This is a genomic window from Streptomyces auratus, assembly GCF_050433025.1.
In the GTDB taxonomy this organism is placed as follows: Bacteria; Actinomycetota; Actinomycetes; order Streptomycetales; family Streptomycetaceae; genus Streptomyces; species Streptomyces sioyaensis.
Window position 1 is genome coordinate 794,653 of sequence record NZ_JBNGCB010000001.1, and the last position, 20,977, is coordinate 815,629.

Consider the following 20,977-nt stretch of genomic DNA (forward strand, 5'->3'; position numbering starts at 1 on the left):
TGTCCGTCAGCACTGAGTCCGCCTCAGCCCTCCCCCTCCGAACTCGTCGTCGTTGCCCCCTTTCGCCGCTCAGCGCGCGTGCGTGCGAGGCGATGGGCCGTGCGGAGCAGCTCGCGGACCGCCGTATCGGTCCGGCGGCCCGGATTCACCACCGCGAGCCAGCCGAGGGAGCCGTAGACAGGGTGTGCCCGCACGGCGTCCGCGGCGCCGGGGTCTTCGTTGCCCGCTGGTTCGCGCGGCGCGTGGCCGGTCCAGTGGCGGAAGGATTCCTTCCCGGCGGCGATATTGACGCGGAACGTATCCGGGCGGTCCAGCCGCGAACTCTCGTCGCCCGGGTAGTCCTTGGTCACGATCGTCGCGAAGGGTTGGGTCGCCGGCGGTACGACGCCGTCAGGAGAGTAGAAGAAGTAGGCATCCCCCCAGCTGATCTCCGGTGAGCCGTCGTCCGGTCCCGGCCTGACGGCCAGGACCCCGTCGAGGCCTGCCACAAAGCTGATGATCTCGTCCATGGTCATGTGCTCAAGCGTTTCATTAAGGTGCTCGTGGAGACTTTCGCCGGAAGACGGAGGAGCTGCGGGTGTCAACTCTCAAGTCGTCGGCCCTGCGTACGGTCGATGTCGCGCGACGCGCCGGGTACTCCGTCCAACAGGTCCGCAATCTCGAACGCGACGGTGTACTGCCGCCGGCGACGCGCACGGCCACGGGCTACCGGCGCTACGGCGAGCTTCACGTCCACTCCGCGCTGGCCTACCGCACCCTCGCGGCCGCCACGGGTCCGGTGGAGGCCAAGCGGATCGTTCGCGCCGTGCACGAGTGTCCGACCGCGGAGGTACTTGCCCTCCTCGACGCGGCACACGCCCGCCTCGACCGGGAGCGTACGGACCTCACCCTCGCCAAGAAGGCCACCGCGGCGATCTCCGCCGAGCCGATCGGCGACGTACGCCCCTCGGATGCGATGAGCGTCGCCGAACTTGCCGCCGCGCTCGGAGTGCGCCCCTCGACCTTGCGGCACTGGGACGCCGAGGGTCTGGTGGTTCCCGATCGACTCTCCCCGCGAGGAACGCGACGGTACTCACCGGCCCACACCCGGGACGCCCGGATCGTCCACCAGCTGCGCACCGCCGGGTACCGCATCGCCCCGCTCCGGGCACTGATGCCGGAACTGCGGCGCGGGCACCGTTCGAAAGACGTCGAAGCCGTACTCGCGGCCCGGGACGCGAGCATCACGGCTCGCTCCCGTGCCCTCCTCGACGCCGGCGTCGCACTCGCCGCAGTCCTCGCCGCCGTCCCACGTGCCGACGACCGGACGTCTTCCTGAGTTACGGCGAACTCCCCGCGCAGGCACAGCGGCCGACAAAGGGCAGAGGCAAACGCATCGGCAACGGCCGCGGCAAAAACAAAGGCAAGGAGGTCAAAACCACTCCTTGCCACTCTCAAGGTATAGCGCACAGGGGGGCTTGCGGCAAGGCCCCGGTCGTGCCGCAGAATCACCCGCCGAAGCCATAACCTGCACAAACACAGGGGGATTGGGATGTTCGACGTGATCATTGCCGGTGGTGGACCGACCGGCTTAATGCTCGCCTGCGAGCTGCGGCTGGCCGGGGTGCGCACGGTCGTGCTGGAGAAATTGACCGAGCCGACCCGGCAGTCCCGCGGGCGTGGCCTGCACACGCGCAGCGTCGAGATGATGGACCAACGCGGCCTGCTCGACCGGTTCCAGGCGGTCAGCGAGCAGTTCAAGGTCGGCAGTCTCTTCGCGGGCTTGATGAAGCCGTGGCCGGACCGCTTGGACACCGCGCACCCGTACGGCCTGGCCACTCCGCAGACCGTCACCGAACGGCTGCTCACCGAGCGCGCCCTCGAACTCGGCGCCGAGATCCGGCGCGGCTGCGAAGTGGTCGGGCTGAGCCAGGACGAGCACGGGGTGACCGTCGAGGTGGCCCATCGGGGCGTAGCCGCCGAGGGAGAGGGCAGCACGCGGCTGCGCTCGCGCTACCTCGTCGGCTGTGACGGCGGCCGCAGTGCGGTGCGCAAGTTGGTCGGCATCGGCTTCCCCGGTGAGCCCGCCAAGGTCGAGACGATGCTGGGTGACATGGAGGTGACCGAGGACCGGGCGACGATTGCCGCCGTCGTCGAGGAAGTCCGCAAGACCCAACTGCGGTTCGGCGCCATTCCCGACGTGGACGGGAGCGAGGGGGTCTACCGCATCGTCGTGCCCGCCGACAAAGTGGCCGAGGACCGGACGACCGCGCCGACCCTTGAGGAGTTCAAGCAGCAGCTGCGGGCCGTCGCGGGCACCGACTTCGGCGCGCACTCGCCGCGCTGGCTGTCCCGGTTCGGCGACGCCACCCGACAGGCCGAGCACTACCGAGTCGGCCGGGTGCTGTTGGCCGGCGATGCGGCGCACATCCACCCGCCGACCGGCGGGCAGGGGCTCAACCTCGGGGTCCAGGACGCGTTCAACCTCGGCTGGAAGCTGGCCGCCGAGGTCGACGGCTGGGCGCCGGAGGGGCTGCTGGACAGCTATCACGCCGAACGCCACCCGGTGGGCGCCGCCGTGCTGAACAACACCCGCGCGCAGATCACGCTGATGGGGACCGATCCGGGTACGACCGCGCTGCGGGAGTTGTTCTCGGAGCTGTTGGACTTCGAGGAGGTGAACCGGTACGTGACCGAGATGATCACCGCGGTCGGGGTCCATTACGACTTCGGCGAGGGCCACGCACTGCTCGGCCGGCGGATGCGGGACGTGGGGCTGAAGCGCGGTCGCCTCTACGAGCTGATGCACGGCGGCCGTGGGCTGCTGCTCGACCAGACCGGCCGGCTCTCGGTGGCGGGCTGGGCGGACCGGGTCGACCACGTCGTCGACGTCAGCGAGGAACTGGACGTGCCCGCGGTGCTGCTGCGGCCGGACGGGCACGTGGCGTGGGTCGGTGAGGAGCAGCAGGAACTGCTCAGCCACCTGCCGAAGTGGTTCGGCGCTGCCGTGAGCTGAGCAGGCGGGTGTGACGGGAAGCAGGTGTGACGGGAAAGGGCGGGGCCTCGGCCGTGCGCGCGCACGGTCGAGGCCCCGGACCTGCTGCCGGATGACTGCCGCTCAGTCGGTGACGGCGGCCCGCCGGTCGCGGCGCTGCTTGAGGTGTCCTGCGCCGGCCAGCACCGCTACCACGGCGGCCGTGCCGGCGAGCTGCTGACGGCCGTCTGCGCTTGCGGCCATGACGGCGAAGACGCCGAGGATGGCGGCGAACGCCACCCAGGTCAGATAGGGGAAGCCCCACATCCGCACCGAGAGCAGCTCGGGTGCCTCGCGCTCCAGACGGCGGCGCATCTTCAGCTGGGTGAGGCAGACGATGGACCAGACGACCAGCACCGAGCAGCCCGCGATGTTCAGCAGCCAGGCGAACACGGTGGTCGGCCAGACGATCCCGGCGATCACGGCGGCGAAGCCGAACAGGCAGGACGCCACCACGGCCGCCGCCGGCACGCCCCGGGTGACCCTGCCCAGGAAACGCGGGCCCTGGCCTCGATGGACGAGGGAGTACGCCATGCGCGACGAGCCGTAGATGTTGGCGTTCATCGCCGAGAGCAGCGCGAGCAGCACCACGATCTGCATGATCGTGCCGGCTGCCGGGATGCCGATCTGGTCGAGGACGGTGACGTACGGGCCCTCGGTAGCGACCTTCGGGTTGTTCCACGGCACCAGGGTGACGACCACGGCCATGGAGCCGATGTAGAAGACGGCGATGCGCCAGACGGCGGTACGGACGGCACGGGCCACATTCCGGCTCGGGTCGTCGGACTCTGCCGCCGCGATGGTGACGGTCTCCAGACCGGCGAACCCGGAAATGGTGGTCAGCAGGCCGGCGGCGAGTCCGGCGGCGCCGGTCGGGAAGAAGCCGCCGTGGCCGGTGAGATGGCTTGCGCCGGGCGCGTCGCCGAACACCCCGAGGATGCCGAGCACGCCCAGCACCAGGAAGGCGACGATCGTGGTGACCTTGATGGCGGCGAACCAGAATTCGAACTCGCCGAAGTTCTTGACCGCGGTCAGATTGCTGGCGCAGAAGAACACCATGAAGATCGCCACCCAGCCGTAGGCCGGGATGAACGGCACCCAGGTGTGCATGATCGTGCCCGCCGCGGTGGCCTCGGCGGCCACGCCGGCGCAGAGCATCAGCCAGTACATCCAGCCCGAGGTGGCGCCTGCCCACGAGCCGAGTTCCTCCTCGGCATGCACCGAGAACGAGCCGGTGGAGGGCCGGGCCGCGGACATCTCGCCGAGCATCCGCATGATCAGCATGACCAGCGCGCCGGTAGCCACGAAGAGGAGGACGATGGCCGGCCCGGCCGCGGCGATGCCGACCCCGGAGCCTACGAAGAGCCCTGCGCCGATGACCCCGCCGAGCGCGATCATCGACAGATGGCGCTGCTTGAGGCCGTGCGACAACACGGCCTCGCCGTGCTGCGCTGCCTGCGGGGAATCCTGGGGGGACCGGATGATTGTCCGACTCATGGTCGTGCCTGTTCATTACGTGAGACGTTCGGTGAGCCCCAAGAGTGTGAAGGGGCATATGCCCGCAGGAGGTGAACGCCCGCTATTCGGACGCTTTGCGCACACATGGTGAACGAGCTGACACGCAGTGAAGGCGGCGTTCTGCTGGGCGAGTCGGTGGTGGTCGACGGAGGCCGGGCACCCAGCGGCGTCGGCCTGGCCGCCGCGGGCGATGCGGTGGCGGGCGACGGTGGCGGGCCGCCCGCCTGTACCGCCCTCGACGCCACAACACGCCGCGGCGCCCGTCCTCCCGGTCAGCGGACCGGAGCAGCAGGCGCGTACTCGCTGAGCAGCAGCGCGATGTCATCCGTACGGCTCGGGGACCCACGGGCATCCATCAGAAGCTCGTCGGCCAGCTCCTCCAGGGAAGCCGCGCGCGCATGGGCCAACGAGGTCCGCAGCCGATCGATACCCGTGACGACGTCCGACCCGCGTCGCTCCACCAGCCCGTCCGTATACAGCGCCAGGATCGATCCGGGCAGGAAGTGCAGGTCGGATTCCGGGTAGTTGGCCGCTCCCGTGACGCCGAGCAGCGGACCGCACGGCAGATCCAGCGCCTCCGTCTGTCCGCCGGGCCGGCGCAGCAACGGCGGACAGTGGCCCGCGAGGACCACTCGCGCGACGCCCGAGCCGGGGTCGAGGCGGACGTAGCAGCAGCTGGCGAGGGGCCCTGGGTCCAGGTCGAGGAGCAGCCGGTTGGTACTGGAGATGACGTCGCCCGGCCGGTGGCCGGCGGTGGCGAACGCCCGTACCGCACTGCGCAGTTGGCCCATGACGGCCGCGGCGGCGACGTTGTGCCCCTCGACGTCTCCGACGATGAGCGCGACACCCTCCCGGGTGGGTATGACGTCGTACCAGTCGCCGCCGATGTCCATACCGCGCGTTCCCGGGAGATACCGGCCGGTGACGCGGACGTCGGACAGCGCGGGCAGCCGGTGCGGGAGCAGGGCGTCCTGCAGACCGTGGGCCACGGCGAATTCGGCGTCGTAGAGCCTGGCCCGTTGCAGCGCATGGGCGATCACCCCGCCCAACGCGGTCAGCAGATCGCGGTCGTCGCCCAGAAAGCGGCGAGCGTCGTCGAAGCCGAGCACGCAGGCGCCCACGGGGCGGCTGGAGGCGATGAGCGGAAGGAACGCCCAGGAACCGGACTCGCTCGGGTGGATTCCGGGATAGGCCCGCGCGAACTCCTGCCGGGACTCGATGAACAGCGGAGCTCCGGAGATCAGCGCGTCCGACACGGGCAGGCCGGGGCGGAGCGGCACGCCCTCGAACCGGTCGAGAAAGCCCTTGCGGTAGCCGCGCTGCGAGAGCAGCTGCAAGCGGCCCTCGGTCACGAGGTACAGCGCCATCCGCCGGCCGTCGAAAGCGGGCAGAAGCAGCTCGTCGACCACATCGCACACCTCCTGGGACGTGACCGCCTCGGTCAGCGCGCTGCCGAGCTGGAGCACACGGTAGAGAGTGCCCAGGCGAGGGGTGCGGGGCGACGTCGTGCCGAGCGCCACTTCTTCCGCGACCGGTGTGCCCGGTGCGGCATCGGCCGGCAGCGGCCCCCGGACACGGGCCGCCCAGCCCGTCATGCCGTGCGAGCCCGGATGGAGGGAGAACACCAGCCATTGGTCGGGTGGCCGGCGGGCGAGGAAGGAAACGGGCTGCTGGGAGACCACGGTGGCCCGGTACCGGTCCTCGTAGGCGGGATCGGCCAGCCACGGCAGCACGTCCCAGGGGCGGTGGCCCAGCAGCTCGTCCTGGCGGACCTGCAGCAGGCGCTCGAGGCCGTGGTTGGCGTAGGTGACCCGCCCGTCCGGGGCGAGTGCGAAGAAGCCGTCCGCGAGCCGTTCGATCGCCTCCACGGCGGCCATTCCGGTTCCGGCGTCGAGGACGGCGCCCACCAGGTGGGAGCGCGCCTGCCGGTCTTCGGGAGCGCCCGGTACCCGGCCCCACAATTCGACGGTGCGGTGGTCACCGCCGTCCCGTAGGTGCAGGGCATGCGCGAGTACACGGCCCTCCTCCACCGCGGTGCGGGCGGCGGACCGAAGGCCGGGAAGGCCGGCGTCGTCGATCTTGGCGGCCAGCGTGGCCGCCTGCCCGTCGAACTCGGCGGGGGCGATCCCGAAGATCGCGCAGAGCTCGTCGTCCGCCACGAGGGTTCCGTTGTCGAGGTCCCAGTCGAACAGCCCCACCCGTACCGCGGGGGCCCCTCGCGCCGGGACCACCGCCGGGGTGGCTCCCGCGTCGCTCTCCCCCAGTGCGCCGCGTGCGTTCAGCTCGGCGAGCGACGCACCGAGGCGATCGGCCGTGGCGCGCAACCGTCGTCGCTGCGCCTTCGACAGCCCTTCCCCCTCCGGTTCGGCAGCCCACACCACGGCCATCGCTCCGAAGACCGCATCCCCCGCTTTCACCTGCACGGAAGCGGATCCGAACGCGTAGGGCAACGCCATGGCGAGCTGCGGAAACCGCCGCATGGTCTCGTCGGCTCCGGCCAGATGAACCGTCCGCCCGGATCGGTACGCCACCGCCACCGGGATGGCACTGTTCACCGGAATCCGCTGCCAGCCACCGAGCAGCGAGGGCGGCGTCCCGGACACCGCGCTGAGCACGAGCGAGCGCCGGTCGCGCGACACCAGGAACACGCTGCCCGCATGCGCCCCGGTCACCTCGACGGCTCGGACCACGGCGCTGAGCAGAGCCTCGTCACGCTCCGACGTCCCGCCGGTGCGCACCGTGCCGACCGGTGGTGCACTCGACTCCGAACCGCTGGGTGGCATAGCACCTTCTCAGGGTGGCCGTACTCCCCTTCGCTCCTGCCCTTCACATTTTAGGCGTCGGGCCTACCCCGCACGGAGTGCCGGGCCACGGGGGCGGCGGGCCGCAGCCCCCGGCTGTTGGGGCTCCGGTTCAGGGGTGACGGAGAATCCTGGTGATGCCCCGCGCCCCCCCGGCCCCCCATCAGGCCCACTCGACGAGCTGCAGCACGATGCCGTTGGGGTCGGTGACCTGGAACAGCCGCTCGCCCCACGGCTCTTCGCGCAGGGGCATGGTGACGGGTGCGCCCGCCTTGCGGAGGCGCTCCTCGTGGTCGGCGATGTCGGTGACCGTGAAGGCCAGGATCAGACCGGACGCCCGTTGGTCGCGCTGTTCCGGAGGCAGGACCTCGATGCCGCGCTCCAGCAGGACGATATCGACCGCGGCGTCGTCGCGCGTCAGCGAGGCGAAGCCCTCCGCTGCCGTGACCTGCGTATAGCCGAAGTGGGTGAGCAGAAAGTCGCGGGAGGCGGCGACATCGTCGACGGTCAGGGAGACGGTGGAGGCGGTGATGTTGATGGGTTCTCCTCAATACGGTACGGCAGGTGGGCAGTTGGGGCAGGCAGCGTACGCCGTGCCAGGGCCCCGCGCACATTTTTACGTCGGGCTCGCCGGGCACGACCACGACCACATCGCCGCGCCCCTCGCCGCCGAAGCCCCCCAGGTCTTCGACCAGCTCGAACCCGCCCTGGGTGACCACGCCGTCCGAGAGCGCCCACCGCGGCCCATCTACGGGGCAGGGCACTAGGGGGTGCCGATCTCCGTGGGCCTGCGACGCCTGGCACCGCAGGCTGATCCACGGAGATCGAAGAGACACCCCCTAGCACGTGCGCCGCAGCGCCCCCGCCCGGGACGCCGGCGCCCGGTCCGGGCGGGGAGCACCGAGTGATAAGAATTCGCTGATCACAAGGGCCAAATGGGCATAAAACTTTACATACGAGCAATCGCCCTAATTCATGGCTAATACCCGAACTGCCGATCCGCATTCCTTCTCTTCCTGTGCACATGCAGATCTCCGGTCCACACCCGGAGGTCGGAGCGAGGAGGAGTGCAGGAGTGATGGCAGGGCGGCGAAGGCGTACGAGGGCAGCCACGGGCCGGCGGCGTGTCCGGTGGGCGCGGCTGATAGGCGTGGCGGTCGCCTGCCTGCTTGTTGTGGGTGCCGCCGTGGGGTACTGGGTCTACGCCCAGGTCGTCGATGGGGTGCGGACCTCGGACGCGCTGGGTGACAAGGGCCCCGGCTCGTCCCATGGCGACCAGAACATCCTGCTGATGGGCCTGGACAGCCGTAAGGACCTCAACGGCGATCCGCTGCCGAAGAACCTCCTGGAGCAGTTGCACGCCGGAGCCAGCAGCGATGTCGGCGGCTACAACACCAACACCCTGATCTTGCTGCATCTGCCCGCCGACGGAAGCCGGGCCACGGGACTGTCCGTGCCGCGCGACGATCTCGTCGATGTCCCCGGCTTCGGAAAGCAGAAGATCAAGGAAGCGTACGGCCTTGCCAAGGCGCGCGAGGAGGACAGGCTCGTGGCGCAGGGGGTGAAGGACCGCACCGAACGGGAAAACAAGGGCAGGGAAGCCGGCCGCCGTACGGAGATACAGGCCGTGCGCAACTTCCTGGGCGTGCCCATCGATCACTTCGCGGAAGTCAATCTGGCCGGTTTCTACGATCTGGCCGGAGCGTTGAACGGCGTCGACGTGTGCCTCAAACACCCGACCAAGGACAAGAATTCCGGAGCCGACTTCCCTGCGGGCCGCCAGACGCTCGACGCACGGCAGTCCCTGGCCTTCGTGCGCCAGCGGCACAATCTGCCCAGCGGGGATCTCGACCGCACCCGCCGGCAGCAGGCCTTCCTGCTGTCCGCCGTCCACAAATTGGAGGCCAGCGGCACGCTCGACAAGATCGGGCGCGCCTACTCCCTGCTCGAAGCCGCCAAGCGCGACATCGTGATCGACAAGGGCTGGGGCCTCACGGACGCGGCCGGCCAAATGAAGAAGCTGGCGGGCGGCAATGTGGCCTTCCATACGCTGAAGATCAACGGCTTCGCCACGTACCGGGGCGAATCCGTGAATGTCGTCGACCCCGCGACGGTGCGCCGGCAAGTGCAGCAATTGCTGCGTCCGGCCCCCTCACCGAACCCTCCGTCCACGCACAGCGGACGCGAAGCCCCCACGCCCCCCTCACCACGCCCGGGCTCGGGTGACGGCAGCGCGGGTGACACGAAAACGCTGGGCGGGGACGGCGTGCCCTGCGTCGACTGACCGGGCGTTGACGTACCGATGCGGCGACGCGGACTGCGACTGCCAAGGAAGGTTCCCGCGAGATTCACCTCAGCCTGCCCAAAGCTGCGGCAGACGCCCTGGTCGCGGAGCCGTCCTGGCAGGCGCATCTGCACAAGTACGCTTGAAGAATCCCATTTCCGGCCCCCGGCCGGCCGCACCACCGACGAGGTCGGCCGAACGGTGCGGAGGCCGCCGGCAGAGAGTCAGTCCTCGGTGATATCGGCGCTGACGATGGCGCCGTCCGACACCGTGTAGGTCCCGTGGAACACCTTCACCGAACCGTTGTTCTGGGTCGCGTTCAAAATGGCGCGGACCTTCCCGGCGTCCTCGGTGTTCACCGCGCTGAGCGAGATGTACGCCGTGGTGTCGTAGCCCGACTTCCACCGCGAGAACGAGGAGCCGCCGATGTTCTTGCCACCGAGGTCCCAAGCAGCCGAGAAGTTCCGGGTGTTGATGTCCTGATAGAACTCCTTCACGACCTCGCTCGCGTCCTCGGGAGAGGGCGAGGTCTCCGCCACGGTGGGAGTATCGGTGACGGTCGGCGGCCAGGTCGCCGGCTCGGTGGGAGAGTACTCGTCGGTCGGCGGCTCGGAGCCGACGCCGGGGCCAGGCTCCGAAGGCGGTTCGGTCGACGGACCGGTATCGACCGCCGAGTACGCGGTCTGAGTGGACGAGCCCGGCAGCAGGTACGCCGTCACGCCGCCCACTACGATCAGAGCCGCCACCAGCCACAGCAGCCACAGCGGGAGGACGGTGGCCCCCACGCGGACGTAGCCGTACCGGGTGGCGGCCCCGGCGGGCCGGTCCGTGTCCTGTGGCGCGCTGCCCTCGTGCGGCATTCCGCAGCTCGGGCAGGAGGTCACGGCGGGGTCCTCACAGCGCGCGCCGCAGTAGATGCAGGATGGCATGGTCAACTCCCCCCGAGGTTCTTCGCGTTCTTCGGATCTTGGCCTTCGTGTGGCGCCCGCCTACAGCCCGCGGACCGCCTCTTCGATCGTCTTCGCCAGGCCGGTCAGAGCAGTGAACCCCGGCACCGCGGCCACGAGCCACTTGGCGTACGTCCTCAGCTTGCCCATGCGCGGTGCCGGCGAGACGACTTCCTCGCGCGCATCCTCCGCGACCTCGATCAGGTCCGCGCGGTCGGGGTGGTCGGACCGGCCGAGCTCCTCGATCAGCCGGGAGAGCAGGTCGCCGATCTCCTGGGGAGAGTGCGACTGCCCGCCGCCGGTCTGGTTCAGCTGACTGTCCCCGACCTCGGCGCTCGCATTCCGGCCGCTGGCGACGGCGCTGCCGACGACGTTCGAGCCGCCGTTCGCGATGATTCCGTTGTTCTTCTGCATTCCGATTCGTCATCCCTTCTCGGTCTCAGTCCAGCCTTCTCAGCTCTCGGTCCAGCCTTTTCGGCTCTCTGTCCAGCCTTCTCGGCTCTCGGTCCAGCCTTCGCGGCTCTCATCCCGGCCTTCTCGGTTCTCAGTCCAGGTTGAGACCCGGGATCTTGTTGAGCACCGTGGAGACACGGGACCTCTCGCCGGAGGCGACCGAGCTGGAGTCCACCCGCGCTCCCCCGGCCGCGATGATGCCGTTGTTGATGATCATCTGCTGACGCTGCACCAGCTCGCCCACATCGATGCCGCGCTCCACCGCGAATTCGACCAGTGCGTCCAGGACCCGCTTTTCGACCGTCTTCAGGACCATGCCGCTGTCGGCATTCTGGAAGTGGCGGTGGTGACCCGCGGACGCGGCATGCCGGCGCACGCTCAGCCGCGCCCCGTAGTCGAATCTGCGCAGCCTGGTGATCTGCTTGTCCTGCCGCCGCATGCGCCAGGACATCCCGTAGTCGGGGGCGAATCCCGCGACCGCCCGCACGGGTGCGGCCAGCAGCACGAACACGGTGCTGATCAGGGTCCCGGACAGGAGGCTGAAGACCTCGCGCACGGGCGGGCGGGGCATGAGGGTGTCGATGACCCGATAGCGGTCGAGCAGGGGGTACAACACCGTCGGGACCGCCTCCACGAAGAGGTTGGAGTCCGAGCGGACGAAGCGCAGGAAGAGTGAGGTGACCACCTCGCCGCCCCAGCCGGTGGAGTGCACGGCCAGGTAGGGGCGGGCCCCCTCCTCGGGTGTCCGCTTCAGCGCATCCAGCTGTTCGTTCGGAACCCGGGCGACGGGCCGGCCGAGCGGATCGGACAGGAAACGCCGGTCCTCCAGGATGGTCGAGCCGTCGACGAAGAGACGCTCCTCGATCTCCAGACAGGGCAGAGCCAGGGAGCCGACCCGCTCGGCGATGTGGGCGTAGAGATCCGCCACGTCGAACTCCTGCGGCTTGCTCCCCGGCTGGTCCGATGTGGTGACGTCGAAGGTCAGGGACCACTGGTTGCGTTCGAAGCCGTACCCGATGAACGGCGAATAGCCGCTGTAGGTGGTGACGTTGCCCTCGGCGTAGGTGCCGATCTGGCGGAGGCGCCTCGCGATGTCGTCATTGAGCGGCGTGGGCGCGGCCGCGGGGTCGAACCGGTCCGGGCGCAGGCTTTGCAGATGGCGGCCGTACTTGGTCGAGAGCTCGAAGGAGAACAGGGTCACCCAGGAAAGGAACAGCACCAGCAAGGTGATGCCGCCGTCGCCGACCCAGAAGGTGAAGACGAAAGCCAGCAGGAACAGGACGGTGAGTACGAGGTCCCGGCCGTGGCGGCGAGTGTTGGCGAGGTAGGCGTGCCGGAGGGCCACCGGAATGTCGCACGCCGGGGCGGCCACCACCCCCAGATGGGGTTCGGCTGCGAGCTGTTTGATGAGCGACTTGGCGTACTCACGGTCCAGGTAGGCGGCCGCGCAGATGTACCTGGTCACGTCCCGGCCGTTGCCCCACCGCGGTACGGCGGTGCGGCGCTGGGCGGCGCTTGGGTTGAGCCGTTCCATGGACACGGTCGGTGCAGTCGGCAAAGAGCGGGAGAGCACCGGAATCGTCGGGGCGGTATCGCCGGCTTCCACGGCTGCACCGCAGTGGGCGCAGAATGCGGCCCCCGAGACCAGGCCCTTACCGCAGCCGGCGCACGCTGTCGAATGCGTCATGTGCTCCCCCCGTACATGAGACGACCTCACGTCCGAAAAGTGCACCACAAAGGCACCTGAGAAAACGTCAGAGTCACTCTTTGAGTCAGTACCGTTACAGATCCGGAAGGGAGGGTGGCTGCTTCGTCCGGCCGCGTCGGGGCACCCGCGATGTCCCCGGCGTGACCAGGACTGTTTTACGGGGCGCCCGGCGGCCCGTGCCGGGCTGTCTGGAGGCAGGATGGCCTGGGTGGGTCGTCCCGGCACGTGGTGGCGGGCGTCCCGTCCGGGCCCGTCCGGCGCGTGGGGTGGGCCGGGTCCGGGGGCTGAATCCGGACCGTCGCCAGGAAACCGATCGGCACGAAGGAGAGAGAGCCGGATGCGTATCGCGCTGTGCCAGATGACGGCATCGACCGATCCGAAGCAGAACCTCGCGGAGGTGCAGGACCACGTCCGCCGAGCGGCGCGCGAGGGGGCCCGGCTGGCGGTCCTTCCCGAGGCGGCCATGGTGCGGTTCGGGGCTTCGCTCGGCGCGGTGGCCGAGCCGCTGGACGGGCCCTGGGCCGAGGGGGTGCGCGCGGTCGCCCGGGAGTCGGGGGTGACGGTGGTGGCGGGCATGTTCACCCCGGCTGACGGCGGGCGGGTGGCGAACACCCTGCTGGCGACCGGACCCGGGGTCGAGGAGTCCTACGACAAGATCCATCTGTACGACGCCTTCGGTTTCCGGGAGTCCGACACGATCGCGGCGGGCAGCCGGGTGGTGACCATCGACGTCGACGGGGTCCGGGTGGGCCTGGCGACGTGTTACGACCTGCGCTTCCCCGAGCTGTTCCGGGCGCACGCGGACGCCGGGGCGACGGTGTCCGTACTGCCCGCCGCGTGGGCCGCGGGGCCGGGCAAGCGTGCGCAGTGGGACCTGCTGGTGCGGGCCCGCGCCCTGGACGCGACGGTCTGGGTCGCGGCCGTCGACCAGTCCGCCCCGGACCCCGAGGCCGATCCGGAGGCGCCGACCAAGACGCCGAGCGGGGTCGGACACAGCGCGCTGATCGGTCCCGACGGGACCGTGCGCGCTCAACTCGGCGCCGCGCCGGACCTGCTCGTCGGGGAGGTGGACGCCGAGGAGGCGCTCCGGGTACGGCGGGCCGTGGCGGTGCTGGACAACCGGCGGCTGTAGGACCCGGCCGTCACGCGGCGAGGAGGCTGCGCCGGGTCGCCTGGAGGTGGCTGTCGATGGCCGCGCAGGCGGCCGCGGCGTCTCCGGCCGCCAACCCGTCGAGGATCTTCCGGTGTTCGGCGAGCACCTCGTCGTGGCGGTGGCCGGAGCGGTAGTGGGCCCGCACGCCGGCCCTGGTCTGACGGCTGCGCAGCGCGTCGTGCTGACGGCTCATCAGGGTGTTGCCGACGGCGGCGACGAGGGTGGCGTGGAAATGGTGGTCGGCGGCGAGGAACTCCGTGGCGCCGGCCTCGCCGCGCAGCGCCTCCTGCCGGTCCAGGATGCCGGCCATCTCCTCGACGGGTGCGGTGCCCCGCTCTGTCGTGCACTGTGCGGCGAAGCGCTCGATCAGACCGCGCATCTCCATCAGTTCGCCGATCTCGCGGCCGGACAGCGGGGCGATGTACGCCCCGCGCTTGGGCACCAGCCGCACCAGATCCTCGGCGGCGAGCAGCAGCAGGGCTTCCCGGATCGGGGTGCGGGAGACGCCGATCCGGTCCGCGATCTCCTGCTCGGACAGGAAGCGGTCCTGCATGGCCGGGTCGGTCAGCACACTTTCCTTGAGATAGGCGTAGGCCTTCTCGCGCCCCGACTGCATCGCCCGCTCTCCCCACTCGTGACATCCCGCCACGGGATACCGCATACCGCCTGTATGCGAAGGCTACACGGTGGGCGGGGATCAACGACCCGCGGTGTCCACCCTCCCTGATGGTGCGTCATGGAGGCCGAGCCGCAGATGCTCGACGTGGAAGAGCGCCTGGTCGAGGAGTTCGGCGACGTGGTGGTCGTAGAGCGCGTAGACGATCGAGCGGCCGTTGCGTTCGCCGGTGACCAGGCCGAGATTGCGCAGCAGCCGGAGCTGATGGGAGCAGGCGGACTGCTCCATCCCGACCGCGGCGGCGAGATCACCGACCGCGCAGGGGCCCTCCTGGAGGCGGGCGAGGATGCGCAGTCGGGAGGGGGTCGACAGGGCCTGGAGGGTCGCGGCGACGTCATCGGCTCCCACGGCGTCCAGTCGCTCGCGGGTGGTGGTGCGGTTGTCATCCATTCCGTGGCCCATGGGAGCCATCTTAACGATGATAGATGAAGACCTCTTCATTTGTTCCGGTACGGTGGTGACCCTGCTGGTTCCCCGCCCGTGAAGGGTTGTTCTGCCATGCCTGCTGCCGTCCTCCAGCGTCCGCCCCGGGCGCCCGCCGCCCGCCCCGGCGCCCCGCGGCGCACCCGGGTCCTCGCCCTGGCCGAGGCCCGCTGGGCGGCCGCGGCCACCGTCGCGTTCCTGGTCGCGCTGCCGCTGCAACTCACCGGCGCACCCGCCGGGTTCTGGGGGCCGCTCTATGTCCTCACTTACGTGACGGGCGGGTGGGAGCCGGCGTGGTCGGGGCTGCGGGCGCTGCGGGAGAAAACCCTGGACGTCGATCTGCTGATGGTCGTCGCCGCCCTCGGTGCCGCGGCGATCGGTCAGGTGCGGGACGGGGCGCTGCTGATCGTCATCTTCGCCGGCTCCGGCGCCCTGGAAGCGCTGGCCACCGCCCGTACCCAGGACTCGGTGCGCGGTCTGCTCGACCTCGCCCCGGGCACCGCGACCCGGCTGGCCGAGGACGACAGCGAGGAGACGGTGGCCACCGCGGACCTGGTCGTGGGCGACCTCGTCCTGGTCCGCCCCGGCGAACGGATCGGCGCGGACGGCCGGGTACGGCACGGGACCAGCGAGGTCGACCAGGCCACCATCACCGGTGAGCCGCTGCCGGTGGTCAAGGAGTGCGGCGACGAGGTGTTCGCCGGCACCCGCAACGGCACCGGCGCGCTGCGCATCGAGGTCGAGCGCGATGCCGGCGCCTTCGTCATCGCCCGGATCGTGGCCATGGTCGCCGAGGCCTCCGGGACCAAGGCGCCCACCCAGCTGTTCATCGAGAAGGTCGAACAGCGCTATGCGATCGGCATGGTGGCGCTCACCCTGGCGGTGTTCGTCCTCCCGCTGCTCTGTGGCGCGGACCTTGAGCGAGCCCTGCTGCGGGCCATGACCTTCATGATCGTCGCCTCACCGTGCGCGGTGGTGCTGGCCACCATGCCGCCGCTGCTGTCGGCCATCGCCACCGCCGGGCGGCACGGTGTGCTGGTCAAGTCGGCCGTCGTGATGGAACGCCTCGGCCAGGTGGACGCCGTCGCCCTGGACAAGACGGGAACCCTGACCGCGGGCACCCCGCACCTGACCGCCGTGCGGCCGCTGCCCGGCCCGGGGTGGACCGAGGAGACCCTGCTGACCTTGGCGGCCGCGGCGGAACACGGCAGCGAACACCCCCTGGCCCGCGCCATCGTGGCCGCCGCCCGCGCTCGTGGGCTGTCCCTGCCGGCCGCCGAGGAGTTCGCCGCCACTCCCGGCACCGGCGTACGGGCCACCGTCGACGGCACCCGGATCGCGGTCGGCGCCCCGGCCCGGCTGCTGCCCGCCGGCCATCCGGCCGCGACCCGGGCGGGCGCCCTGGTCGCGGAGTTGGAGGAGGCCGGGCACACCGCGGTCCTCGTGCTGGCTGCCGGGGTGCCGGCCGGGGTGCTGGGCATCGCCGACCGGCAGCGCCCGGACGCGGCCGCCACCGTCGCCCTGCTCGAAACGCTCACCGGCCGGACGCCGATGCTGGTCACCGGGGACAACCCGCGGGCCGCGGCCCGTCTCGCCGCGGCCGTCGGCATCACGGACGTCCGTGCCGGGCTGCTGCCCCAGGACAAGGCGGCCGCCGTCCGCGCGCAGGAAGCGGCCGGGCGGCGGGTGCTGGTGGTGGGGGACGGGGTGAACGACGCCCCGGCGCTGGCCGCCGCGCACACCGGGATCGCCATGGGCCGGGCGGGCTCCGACCTCGCCGTGGACACCGCGGACGCGGTCGTGGTCCGGGACGAACTCGCCGCCGTACCGGCCGTGATCGCGCTGTCGCGGGAGGCCCGCCGGCTGGTGGTCCAGAACCTGTTCCTCGCCTCGGTGTTCCTCTCGGGTCTGGTGGTGTGGGACCTGGCCGGTGAACTCCCGCTGCCCCTGGGCGTCCTCGGCCATGAGGGCTCCACCGTCCTCGTCGGCCTCAACGGGCTGCGGCTGCTGCGCGCCGCGACCTGGCGCCGGGCGGCGGCCCCGCGGTAGGGGTCACCGCCCGGGACCGGCGGCCCCGGGTCCCCCGGGAGCGAGGTGGGAAACCCGGACCGCCGGCGGCCGGGGGTCAGGCGCCCTCCCCCGCCAGCCGGTCGGTCACCCACCGGTGGAAGGCGCCGATGTGGTGCTCGCTGGGCACCAGCACCCCGCCGGCGCGGTACGCACGGGAGCTCATGGCCGGCTGGGTGCGCTCGCAGGCATCGAAGTCCTGGGCGTTGACCCGGTGGAAGAGCTCGACGGACTTCGAGACATCGGCACCGGAGTCGACCACCTCGGGCAGATACAGCCAGTCGCATTCGACGACGGTGCGGTCGGGCGCCATCGGGAACATCCGGTGGACGATGACATGGTCCGGGACGAGGTTGACGAAGACCTGGGGCCGGACGGTGATCGCGTAGTACCGGCGGTCCTGGGTGTCCTCGATGCCGGGGAGCCGGCCGAAGCCCTCGGTGCCGTCCACGGTGAATCCGGTGGCCGCCTCGGCGAACGCCGCACCGTGTCCGACGTAGTACTGGGCGGCGAAGCCGTCGGCGAACTCCGGGAGCACCTCGGTGAGTTCGGGATGGATGGTGGCGCAGTGGTAGCACTCCATGAAGTTCTCGATGATGAGCTTCCAGTTGGCGTGCACGTCATAGGTGAGGCGCTTGCCGAGGGCGAGGCCTTCGGTGCGGTAGCGGTCGAGGGAGGCGGTGTCCCCCAGCCGCTCGATGGCCGCACCGACCACGGTGTCCTCGAAGGACGGGGGTTCGTCGGCCAGGCACACCCAGGCGTAGCCGAGCCACTCCCGCAGCGGGACGGTGACCAGACCGCGCTCGGTGCGGTCGACGTCCGGCATCTTCTGCAGGTTGGGGGCGGCCACCAGGCGGCCGTCGAGGTCGTAGGTCCAGGCGTGGTACGGGCACTGGAGGTTGCGGCGGACCTCGCCGGACTCCTCGGTGCACAGCCGCGCGCCGCGGTGCCGGCAGATGTTGAGGAAGGCGCGCAGGGCGCCGGAGCGGTTGCGGGTGATCAGTACGCTCTCCCGGCCGACCCGGACCGTGCGGAAGGCGCCGGGCTTGTCCAGGTCGGCGCTGCGGACCGCGCAGAACCACAGGCGCTCGAAGATCTTCTCCTGTTCCTGGCGGAAGATCTCCGGGTCGGTGTAGTGGTGGCCGGCGAGGGTGGCGAGCAGGCTGGGTGTGGCCGCGGGGGCGGTGGCCGCGGCCGGCGCGGACTCGATGGGTGTGGTCGTCATATCCGGTCTCCTCAGGCGGCGGCCGCGGCGGCGGGCCGGCGGGGGTCGAACAGCTCGACGTCCTCCACGCCACCGAGGCCGAGGACGATGACGTCGTAGCTGGGAGCCATGCGGTTGCTTCTGCGTACGGGGGTGCGGGTGCCTGCGTTCGGGGAGTGCGGGCGGATAGCCGGCACTCCCCCGGCCGTTCCTACCTGCGGATGCGCTCCATCTGCGGGTCGAAGAGCGGCTCCCGGGCGACGGTGGCGGGGATCTTCTCACCGAAGTACTCGATGTGGACGGCGGTGCCGGGGACCGACGCACCGGCCGGCAGCCAGGCGTAGGCGATCCCGCGGCCGAGGGTGTAGCCGTAGGCGGCGGAGGTGACATAACCGACCGGGGCGCCGTCGACATGGACCGGTTCCTTGCCGAGCACGACGGCCGAGGGGTCGTCGAGGGTGAGACAGCTGAGCTTGCGCGGCGCGGTGTCCTCGCTCTTGCCCTCCAGCGCGGCCCGCCCGATGAAGTCGCCCTTGGCGGGGCGGACCGCGAAGCCGACGCCGGCCTCGTACGGGGTGTGTTCGCAGGTCATGTCATGGCCCCAGGCGCGGTACCCCTTCTCCAGGCGGAGGCTGTTGAAGGCGCTGCGCCCGGCGGCGATCACCCCGTGCTCCTGCCCGGCCTCCCAGAGCGTGTCCCACAGGCGGAGCCCCAGGTCGGCGGTGGTGTACAGCTCCCATCCGAGCTCGCCGACGTAGCTGAGCCGCATCGCCGTGACCGGGACGTGGCCCAGGTGGGTGTGCCGGGCCTTGAAGTAGCCGAAGGCCTGGTGGGAGAAGTCGTCGCGGGTGAGCGGCTGGACGAGGTCGCGGGCCAGCGGGCCCCAGACGCCGATACAGCAGGTGCCGGAGGTGATGTCGCGGACCTGGACTCCCCCACTCTCGGCTTCGCTCGAGCGGGAGGGGCCCCCATCGTCGGGGGCGTGCCGCAGCAGCCAGTCGAGGTCGGATCCGCTGTTGGCGCCGACCTGGAAGCGGTCCGGGGCGAGCCGGGCGACGGTGAGGTCGGAGCGGATGCCGCCGGCCTCGTCCAGGAGCAGGGTGTAGGTGACCGCGCCCGGCTTCTTCGCGAGGTTGTTGCTGGTCATGCGCTGGAGGAAGGCGAGGGCGCCGGGGCCGGTGACCTCCAGTCGGCGCAGCGGGGTCATGTCGTACAGGGCCACCTTTTCGCGGGTCGCCTTCGCCTCGGCGGCGGCGATCGGCGACCAGTAGCGCGCCGACCAGGCGTCGCGCGCGGGGAGTTCGAGCCCCTCGGCGAGCGGGGCGTTGGCCTCGTACCAGTGCGGGCGTTCCCAGCCGCCGCCCTCCAGGAAGTACGCGCCGAGTTCCTGCTGCCGGGGGAAGAAGGGGCTGGTGCGCAGCGGGCGCGGCTGGTCCATGGGTTGCAGCGGATGGAGGACGTCATAGACCTCGATGAAGCTCTGTGCCCCGCGGTCGGCGATGTACGCGGGCGAGCGCTGGGCGTCCTCGAAGCGGTAGAGGTCGCACTCATGGATGTCGATGGCGGGCCGGCCGTCCGTCATCCACTCTGCGACGGCCTTGGCGACGCCCGCGGAGTGGGTGACCCAGACCGCCTCGGCGAGCCAGAATCCGCGCAGTTCACGGGATTCGCCGAGGACCGGCATGCCGTCGGGGGTGAAGGAGAAGACGCCGTTGAAGCCCTCGGCCACCCGGGAGTCCGCCAGCGCGGGCAGCAGTCCGATGCTGTCCTGCCAGCTCGGGGCGAAATCGTCCGGGGTGAAGGGCAGTGACGAGGGCATGGTGGGGGCGTCGTCGTAGGCGGGGACGGTGAAGGGGTCGACGGGCATCGGGCGGTGGGCGTAGGAGCCGATGCCGAGCCGGTCGGTGTGTTCGCGGAAGTAGAGGTCGCGGTCCTGGAAGCGCAGGATCGGCTTGCTCGCCTCTGTGCCGGGGTCGTTGACGCCGGCGAGTTCGGGCAGCGGTGCGGTGGTGGCGTACTGGTGCGCCAGCGGGAGGAGCGGGACGTCCACCCCGGCCATCGCGCCGATCACCGGGCCCCAGAAGCCGGCGGCCGAGACGACATGGTCGGCGGGGAAGGTGCCCCGGTCGGTGACCACGCCGGTGACGTGGCCGTCCGCCCGCTCGATTCCGGTGACGGTGTGCCGCTCCAGGAAGCGTGCGCCGCGCCGCGCGGCCCGGGCGATCTGGGCGCGGCAGGCGAGCAACGCCCGGGCCAGGCCGTCGTCGGGGGTGTGGAAGCCGCCGTGCAGCCGGGTCTCGTCCAGCATCGGCCACAGCTGCTTGCACTGGTTCGGGGTGAGGAGTTCACCGCGTACGCCCCAGGAGGCGGCGAGTCCGGCCTTGCGGTGCAGATCGGCCCAGCGGGCCGCGGTGGTGGCGACCTCCAGTCCGCCGACGGGGTGGAAGCAGGGCAGCCCGTCGACGTCGAGGGAGGCGAACTTCCGCACCGTGTAGGCGGCGAACTCGGTCATGGTCTTGGACGGGCCGGTCTGGAAGACCAGGCCGGGCGCGTGCGACGTGGAGCCGCCGGGGGCCGGCAGCGGGCCCTGTTCGAGGACGGTGACATCACTCCAGCCGCGGGCGGTCAGCTCGTCGGCGAGGGAGCAGCCGACGATGCCGGCACCGATGACAACCACACGGGAACGGTTTGCGGGCGTGTGGGACATGCCCCTCCTCCTGTTGCTGGTCG

At 70.8% G+C, this 20,977-nt stretch carries 17 protein-coding genes; 6 read left to right on the forward strand and 11 right to left on the reverse strand.

Translation table 11 applies throughout. The annotated features are described in order from the left end of the window. Positions 1 to 23: 23 nt before the first annotated feature. Positions 24 to 515: a DUF6194 family protein gene (locus BKA18_RS03195; protein WP_366046009.1), complete on the reverse strand. Its 492-nt coding sequence runs from the start codon at positions 513 to 515 to the stop codon at positions 24 to 26. A 62-nt stretch (positions 516 to 577) separates the two neighbouring features. Here BKA18_RS03195 and BKA18_RS03200 point away from each other — a divergent pair, with 62 nt between their 5' ends. Together BKA18_RS03200 and rox are read left to right on the forward strand one after the other, a co-directional pair. Continuing rightward, entirely contained in the window at positions 578 to 1,318 is a 741-nt protein-coding gene (locus BKA18_RS03200; protein WP_366046010.1) for a MerR family transcriptional regulator, read from the forward strand. Between the two features lie 213 nt (positions 1,319 to 1,531). Continuing rightward, positions 1,532 to 2,995: a rifampin monooxygenase gene (rox, locus tag BKA18_RS03205; RefSeq protein WP_366046011.1), complete on the forward strand. Its 1,464-nt coding sequence runs from the start codon at positions 1,532 to 1,534 to the stop codon at positions 2,993 to 2,995. Between the two features lie 102 nt (positions 2,996 to 3,097). On the opposite strand, the gene BKA18_RS03210 is transcribed toward rox, so the two are convergent. The 3 genes from BKA18_RS03210 to BKA18_RS03220 all read right to left on the reverse strand — a co-directional run bounded on the left by BKA18_RS03210 (position 3,098) and on the right by BKA18_RS03220 (position 7,870). After that, positions 3,098 to 4,510: an amino acid permease gene (locus BKA18_RS03210; protein ID WP_366046012.1), complete on the reverse strand. Its 1,413-nt coding sequence runs from the start codon at positions 4,508 to 4,510 to the stop codon at positions 3,098 to 3,100. Positions 4,511 to 4,803: 293 nt separating this feature from the next. Continuing rightward, positions 4,804 to 7,314, reverse strand: coding sequence for a SpoIIE family protein phosphatase (locus tag BKA18_RS03215; protein WP_366046013.1), 2,511 nt, complete (start codon positions 7,312 to 7,314; stop codon positions 4,804 to 4,806). A 181-nt stretch (positions 7,315 to 7,495) separates the two neighbouring features. Further along, positions 7,496 to 7,870 (reverse strand): VOC family protein, encoded by a 375-nt coding sequence (locus BKA18_RS03220; RefSeq protein ID WP_366046125.1) that lies wholly within the window; start codon positions 7,868 to 7,870, stop codon positions 7,496 to 7,498. Positions 7,871 to 7,904: 34 nt separating this feature from the next. Here BKA18_RS03220 and BKA18_RS03225 point away from each other — a divergent pair, with 34 nt between their 5' ends. Beyond that, on the forward strand, positions 7,905 to 8,099 hold the full coding sequence (locus BKA18_RS03225; protein ID WP_366046014.1) for a hypothetical protein: 195 nt from the start codon (positions 7,905 to 7,907) through the stop codon (positions 8,097 to 8,099). Positions 8,100 to 8,482: 383 nt separating this feature from the next. Next, positions 8,483 to 9,616: an LCP family protein gene (locus tag BKA18_RS03230; RefSeq protein WP_366046015.1), complete on the forward strand. Its 1,134-nt coding sequence runs from the start codon at positions 8,483 to 8,485 to the stop codon at positions 9,614 to 9,616. A 224-nt stretch (positions 9,617 to 9,840) separates the two neighbouring features. On the opposite strand, the gene BKA18_RS03235 is transcribed toward BKA18_RS03230, so the two are convergent. The 3 genes from BKA18_RS03235 to BKA18_RS03245 form a co-directional block, all read right to left on the reverse strand. Beyond that, positions 9,841 to 10,545 carry a hypothetical protein gene (locus tag BKA18_RS03235; RefSeq protein WP_366046016.1) on the reverse strand — a complete coding sequence of 235 codons (705 nt, stop codon included), beginning with the start codon at positions 10,543 to 10,545 and terminating at the stop codon, positions 9,841 to 9,843. Between the two features lie 60 nt (positions 10,546 to 10,605). After that, positions 10,606 to 10,977, reverse strand: coding sequence for a hypothetical protein (locus BKA18_RS03240; protein ID WP_366046017.1), 372 nt, complete (start codon positions 10,975 to 10,977; stop codon positions 10,606 to 10,608). A gap of 130 nt (positions 10,978 to 11,107) precedes the next feature. Further along, positions 11,108 to 12,703 (reverse strand): C1 domain-containing protein, encoded by a 1,596-nt coding sequence (locus BKA18_RS03245; RefSeq protein WP_366046018.1) that lies wholly within the window; start codon positions 12,701 to 12,703, stop codon positions 11,108 to 11,110. Between the two features lie 358 nt (positions 12,704 to 13,061). Between BKA18_RS03245 and BKA18_RS03250 the strand changes: the two genes are divergently transcribed. After that, positions 13,062 to 13,856: a carbon-nitrogen hydrolase family protein gene (locus BKA18_RS03250; protein WP_366046019.1), complete on the forward strand. Its 795-nt coding sequence runs from the start codon at positions 13,062 to 13,064 to the stop codon at positions 13,854 to 13,856. Between the two features lie 10 nt (positions 13,857 to 13,866). On the opposite strand, the gene BKA18_RS03255 is transcribed toward BKA18_RS03250, so the two are convergent. Both BKA18_RS03255 and BKA18_RS03260 read right to left on the reverse strand, forming a co-directional pair. Next, the gene (locus tag BKA18_RS03255; RefSeq protein ID WP_366046020.1) at positions 13,867 to 14,493 is read right to left on the reverse strand and encodes a GntR family transcriptional regulator; all 627 of its coding nucleotides are present in this window, start codon (positions 14,491 to 14,493) and stop codon (positions 13,867 to 13,869) included. A gap of 81 nt (positions 14,494 to 14,574) precedes the next feature. Beyond that, the gene (locus tag BKA18_RS03260; RefSeq protein ID WP_006606616.1) at positions 14,575 to 14,955 is read right to left on the reverse strand and encodes an ArsR/SmtB family transcription factor; all 381 of its coding nucleotides are present in this window, start codon (positions 14,953 to 14,955) and stop codon (positions 14,575 to 14,577) included. A gap of 96 nt (positions 14,956 to 15,051) precedes the next feature. On the opposite strand from BKA18_RS03260, the gene BKA18_RS03265 reads away from it, so the two are divergent. Then, on the forward strand, positions 15,052 to 17,025 hold the full coding sequence (locus BKA18_RS03265; protein WP_366046021.1) for a heavy metal translocating P-type ATPase: 1,974 nt from the start codon (positions 15,052 to 15,054) through the stop codon (positions 17,023 to 17,025). Positions 17,026 to 17,101: 76 nt separating this feature from the next. On the opposite strand, the gene BKA18_RS03270 is transcribed toward BKA18_RS03265, so the two are convergent. Together BKA18_RS03270 and BKA18_RS03275 are read right to left on the reverse strand one after the other, a co-directional pair. Further along, positions 17,102 to 18,268 (reverse strand): aromatic ring-hydroxylating oxygenase subunit alpha, encoded by a 1,167-nt coding sequence (locus BKA18_RS03270; RefSeq protein ID WP_366046022.1) that lies wholly within the window; start codon positions 18,266 to 18,268, stop codon positions 17,102 to 17,104. Between the two features lie 190 nt (positions 18,269 to 18,458). Beyond that, positions 18,459 to 20,954 carry a GcvT family protein gene (locus BKA18_RS03275; RefSeq protein ID WP_366046023.1) on the reverse strand — a complete coding sequence of 832 codons (2,496 nt, stop codon included), beginning with the start codon at positions 20,952 to 20,954 and terminating at the stop codon, positions 18,459 to 18,461. Positions 20,955 to 20,977: the final 23 nt, after the last annotated feature.

Coding starts and splice junctions, on each gene's coding strand:
- BKA18_RS03210 (WP_366046012.1), bottom strand. CDS start 4,510: ATGAGTCGGACAATCATCCGGTCCCCCCAGGATTCCCCGCAGGCAGCG.
- BKA18_RS03255 (WP_366046020.1), bottom strand. CDS start 14,493: ATGCAGTCGGGGCGCGAGAAGGCCTACGCCTATCTCAAGGAAAGTGTG.
- BKA18_RS03275 (WP_366046023.1), bottom strand. CDS start 20,954: ATGTCCCACACGCCCGCAAACCGTTCCCGTGTGGTTGTCATCGGTGCC.
- rox (WP_366046011.1), top strand. CDS start 1,532: ATGTTCGACGTGATCATTGCCGGTGGTGGACCGACCGGCTTAATGCTC.
- BKA18_RS03270 (WP_366046022.1), bottom strand. CDS start 18,268: ATGACGACCACACCCATCGAGTCCGCGCCGGCCGCGGCCACCGCCCCC.
- BKA18_RS03260 (WP_006606616.1), bottom strand. CDS start 14,955: ATGGGCCACGGAATGGATGACAACCGCACCACCACCCGCGAGCGACTG.
- BKA18_RS03240 (WP_366046017.1), bottom strand. CDS start 10,977: ATGCAGAAGAACAACGGAATCATCGCGAACGGCGGCTCGAACGTCGTC.
- BKA18_RS03235 (WP_366046016.1), bottom strand. CDS start 10,545: ATGCCATCCTGCATCTACTGCGGCGCGCGCTGTGAGGACCCCGCCGTG.
- BKA18_RS03195 (WP_366046009.1), bottom strand. CDS start 515: ATGACCATGGACGAGATCATCAGCTTTGTGGCAGGCCTCGACGGGGTC.
- BKA18_RS03245 (WP_366046018.1), bottom strand. CDS start 12,703: ATGACGCATTCGACAGCGTGCGCCGGCTGCGGTAAGGGCCTGGTCTCG.
- BKA18_RS03250 (WP_366046019.1), top strand. CDS start 13,062: ATGCGTATCGCGCTGTGCCAGATGACGGCATCGACCGATCCGAAGCAG.
- BKA18_RS03215 (WP_366046013.1), bottom strand. CDS start 7,314: ATGCCACCCAGCGGTTCGGAGTCGAGTGCACCACCGGTCGGCACGGTG.
- BKA18_RS03265 (WP_366046021.1), top strand. CDS start 15,052: ATGCCTGCTGCCGTCCTCCAGCGTCCGCCCCGGGCGCCCGCCGCCCGC.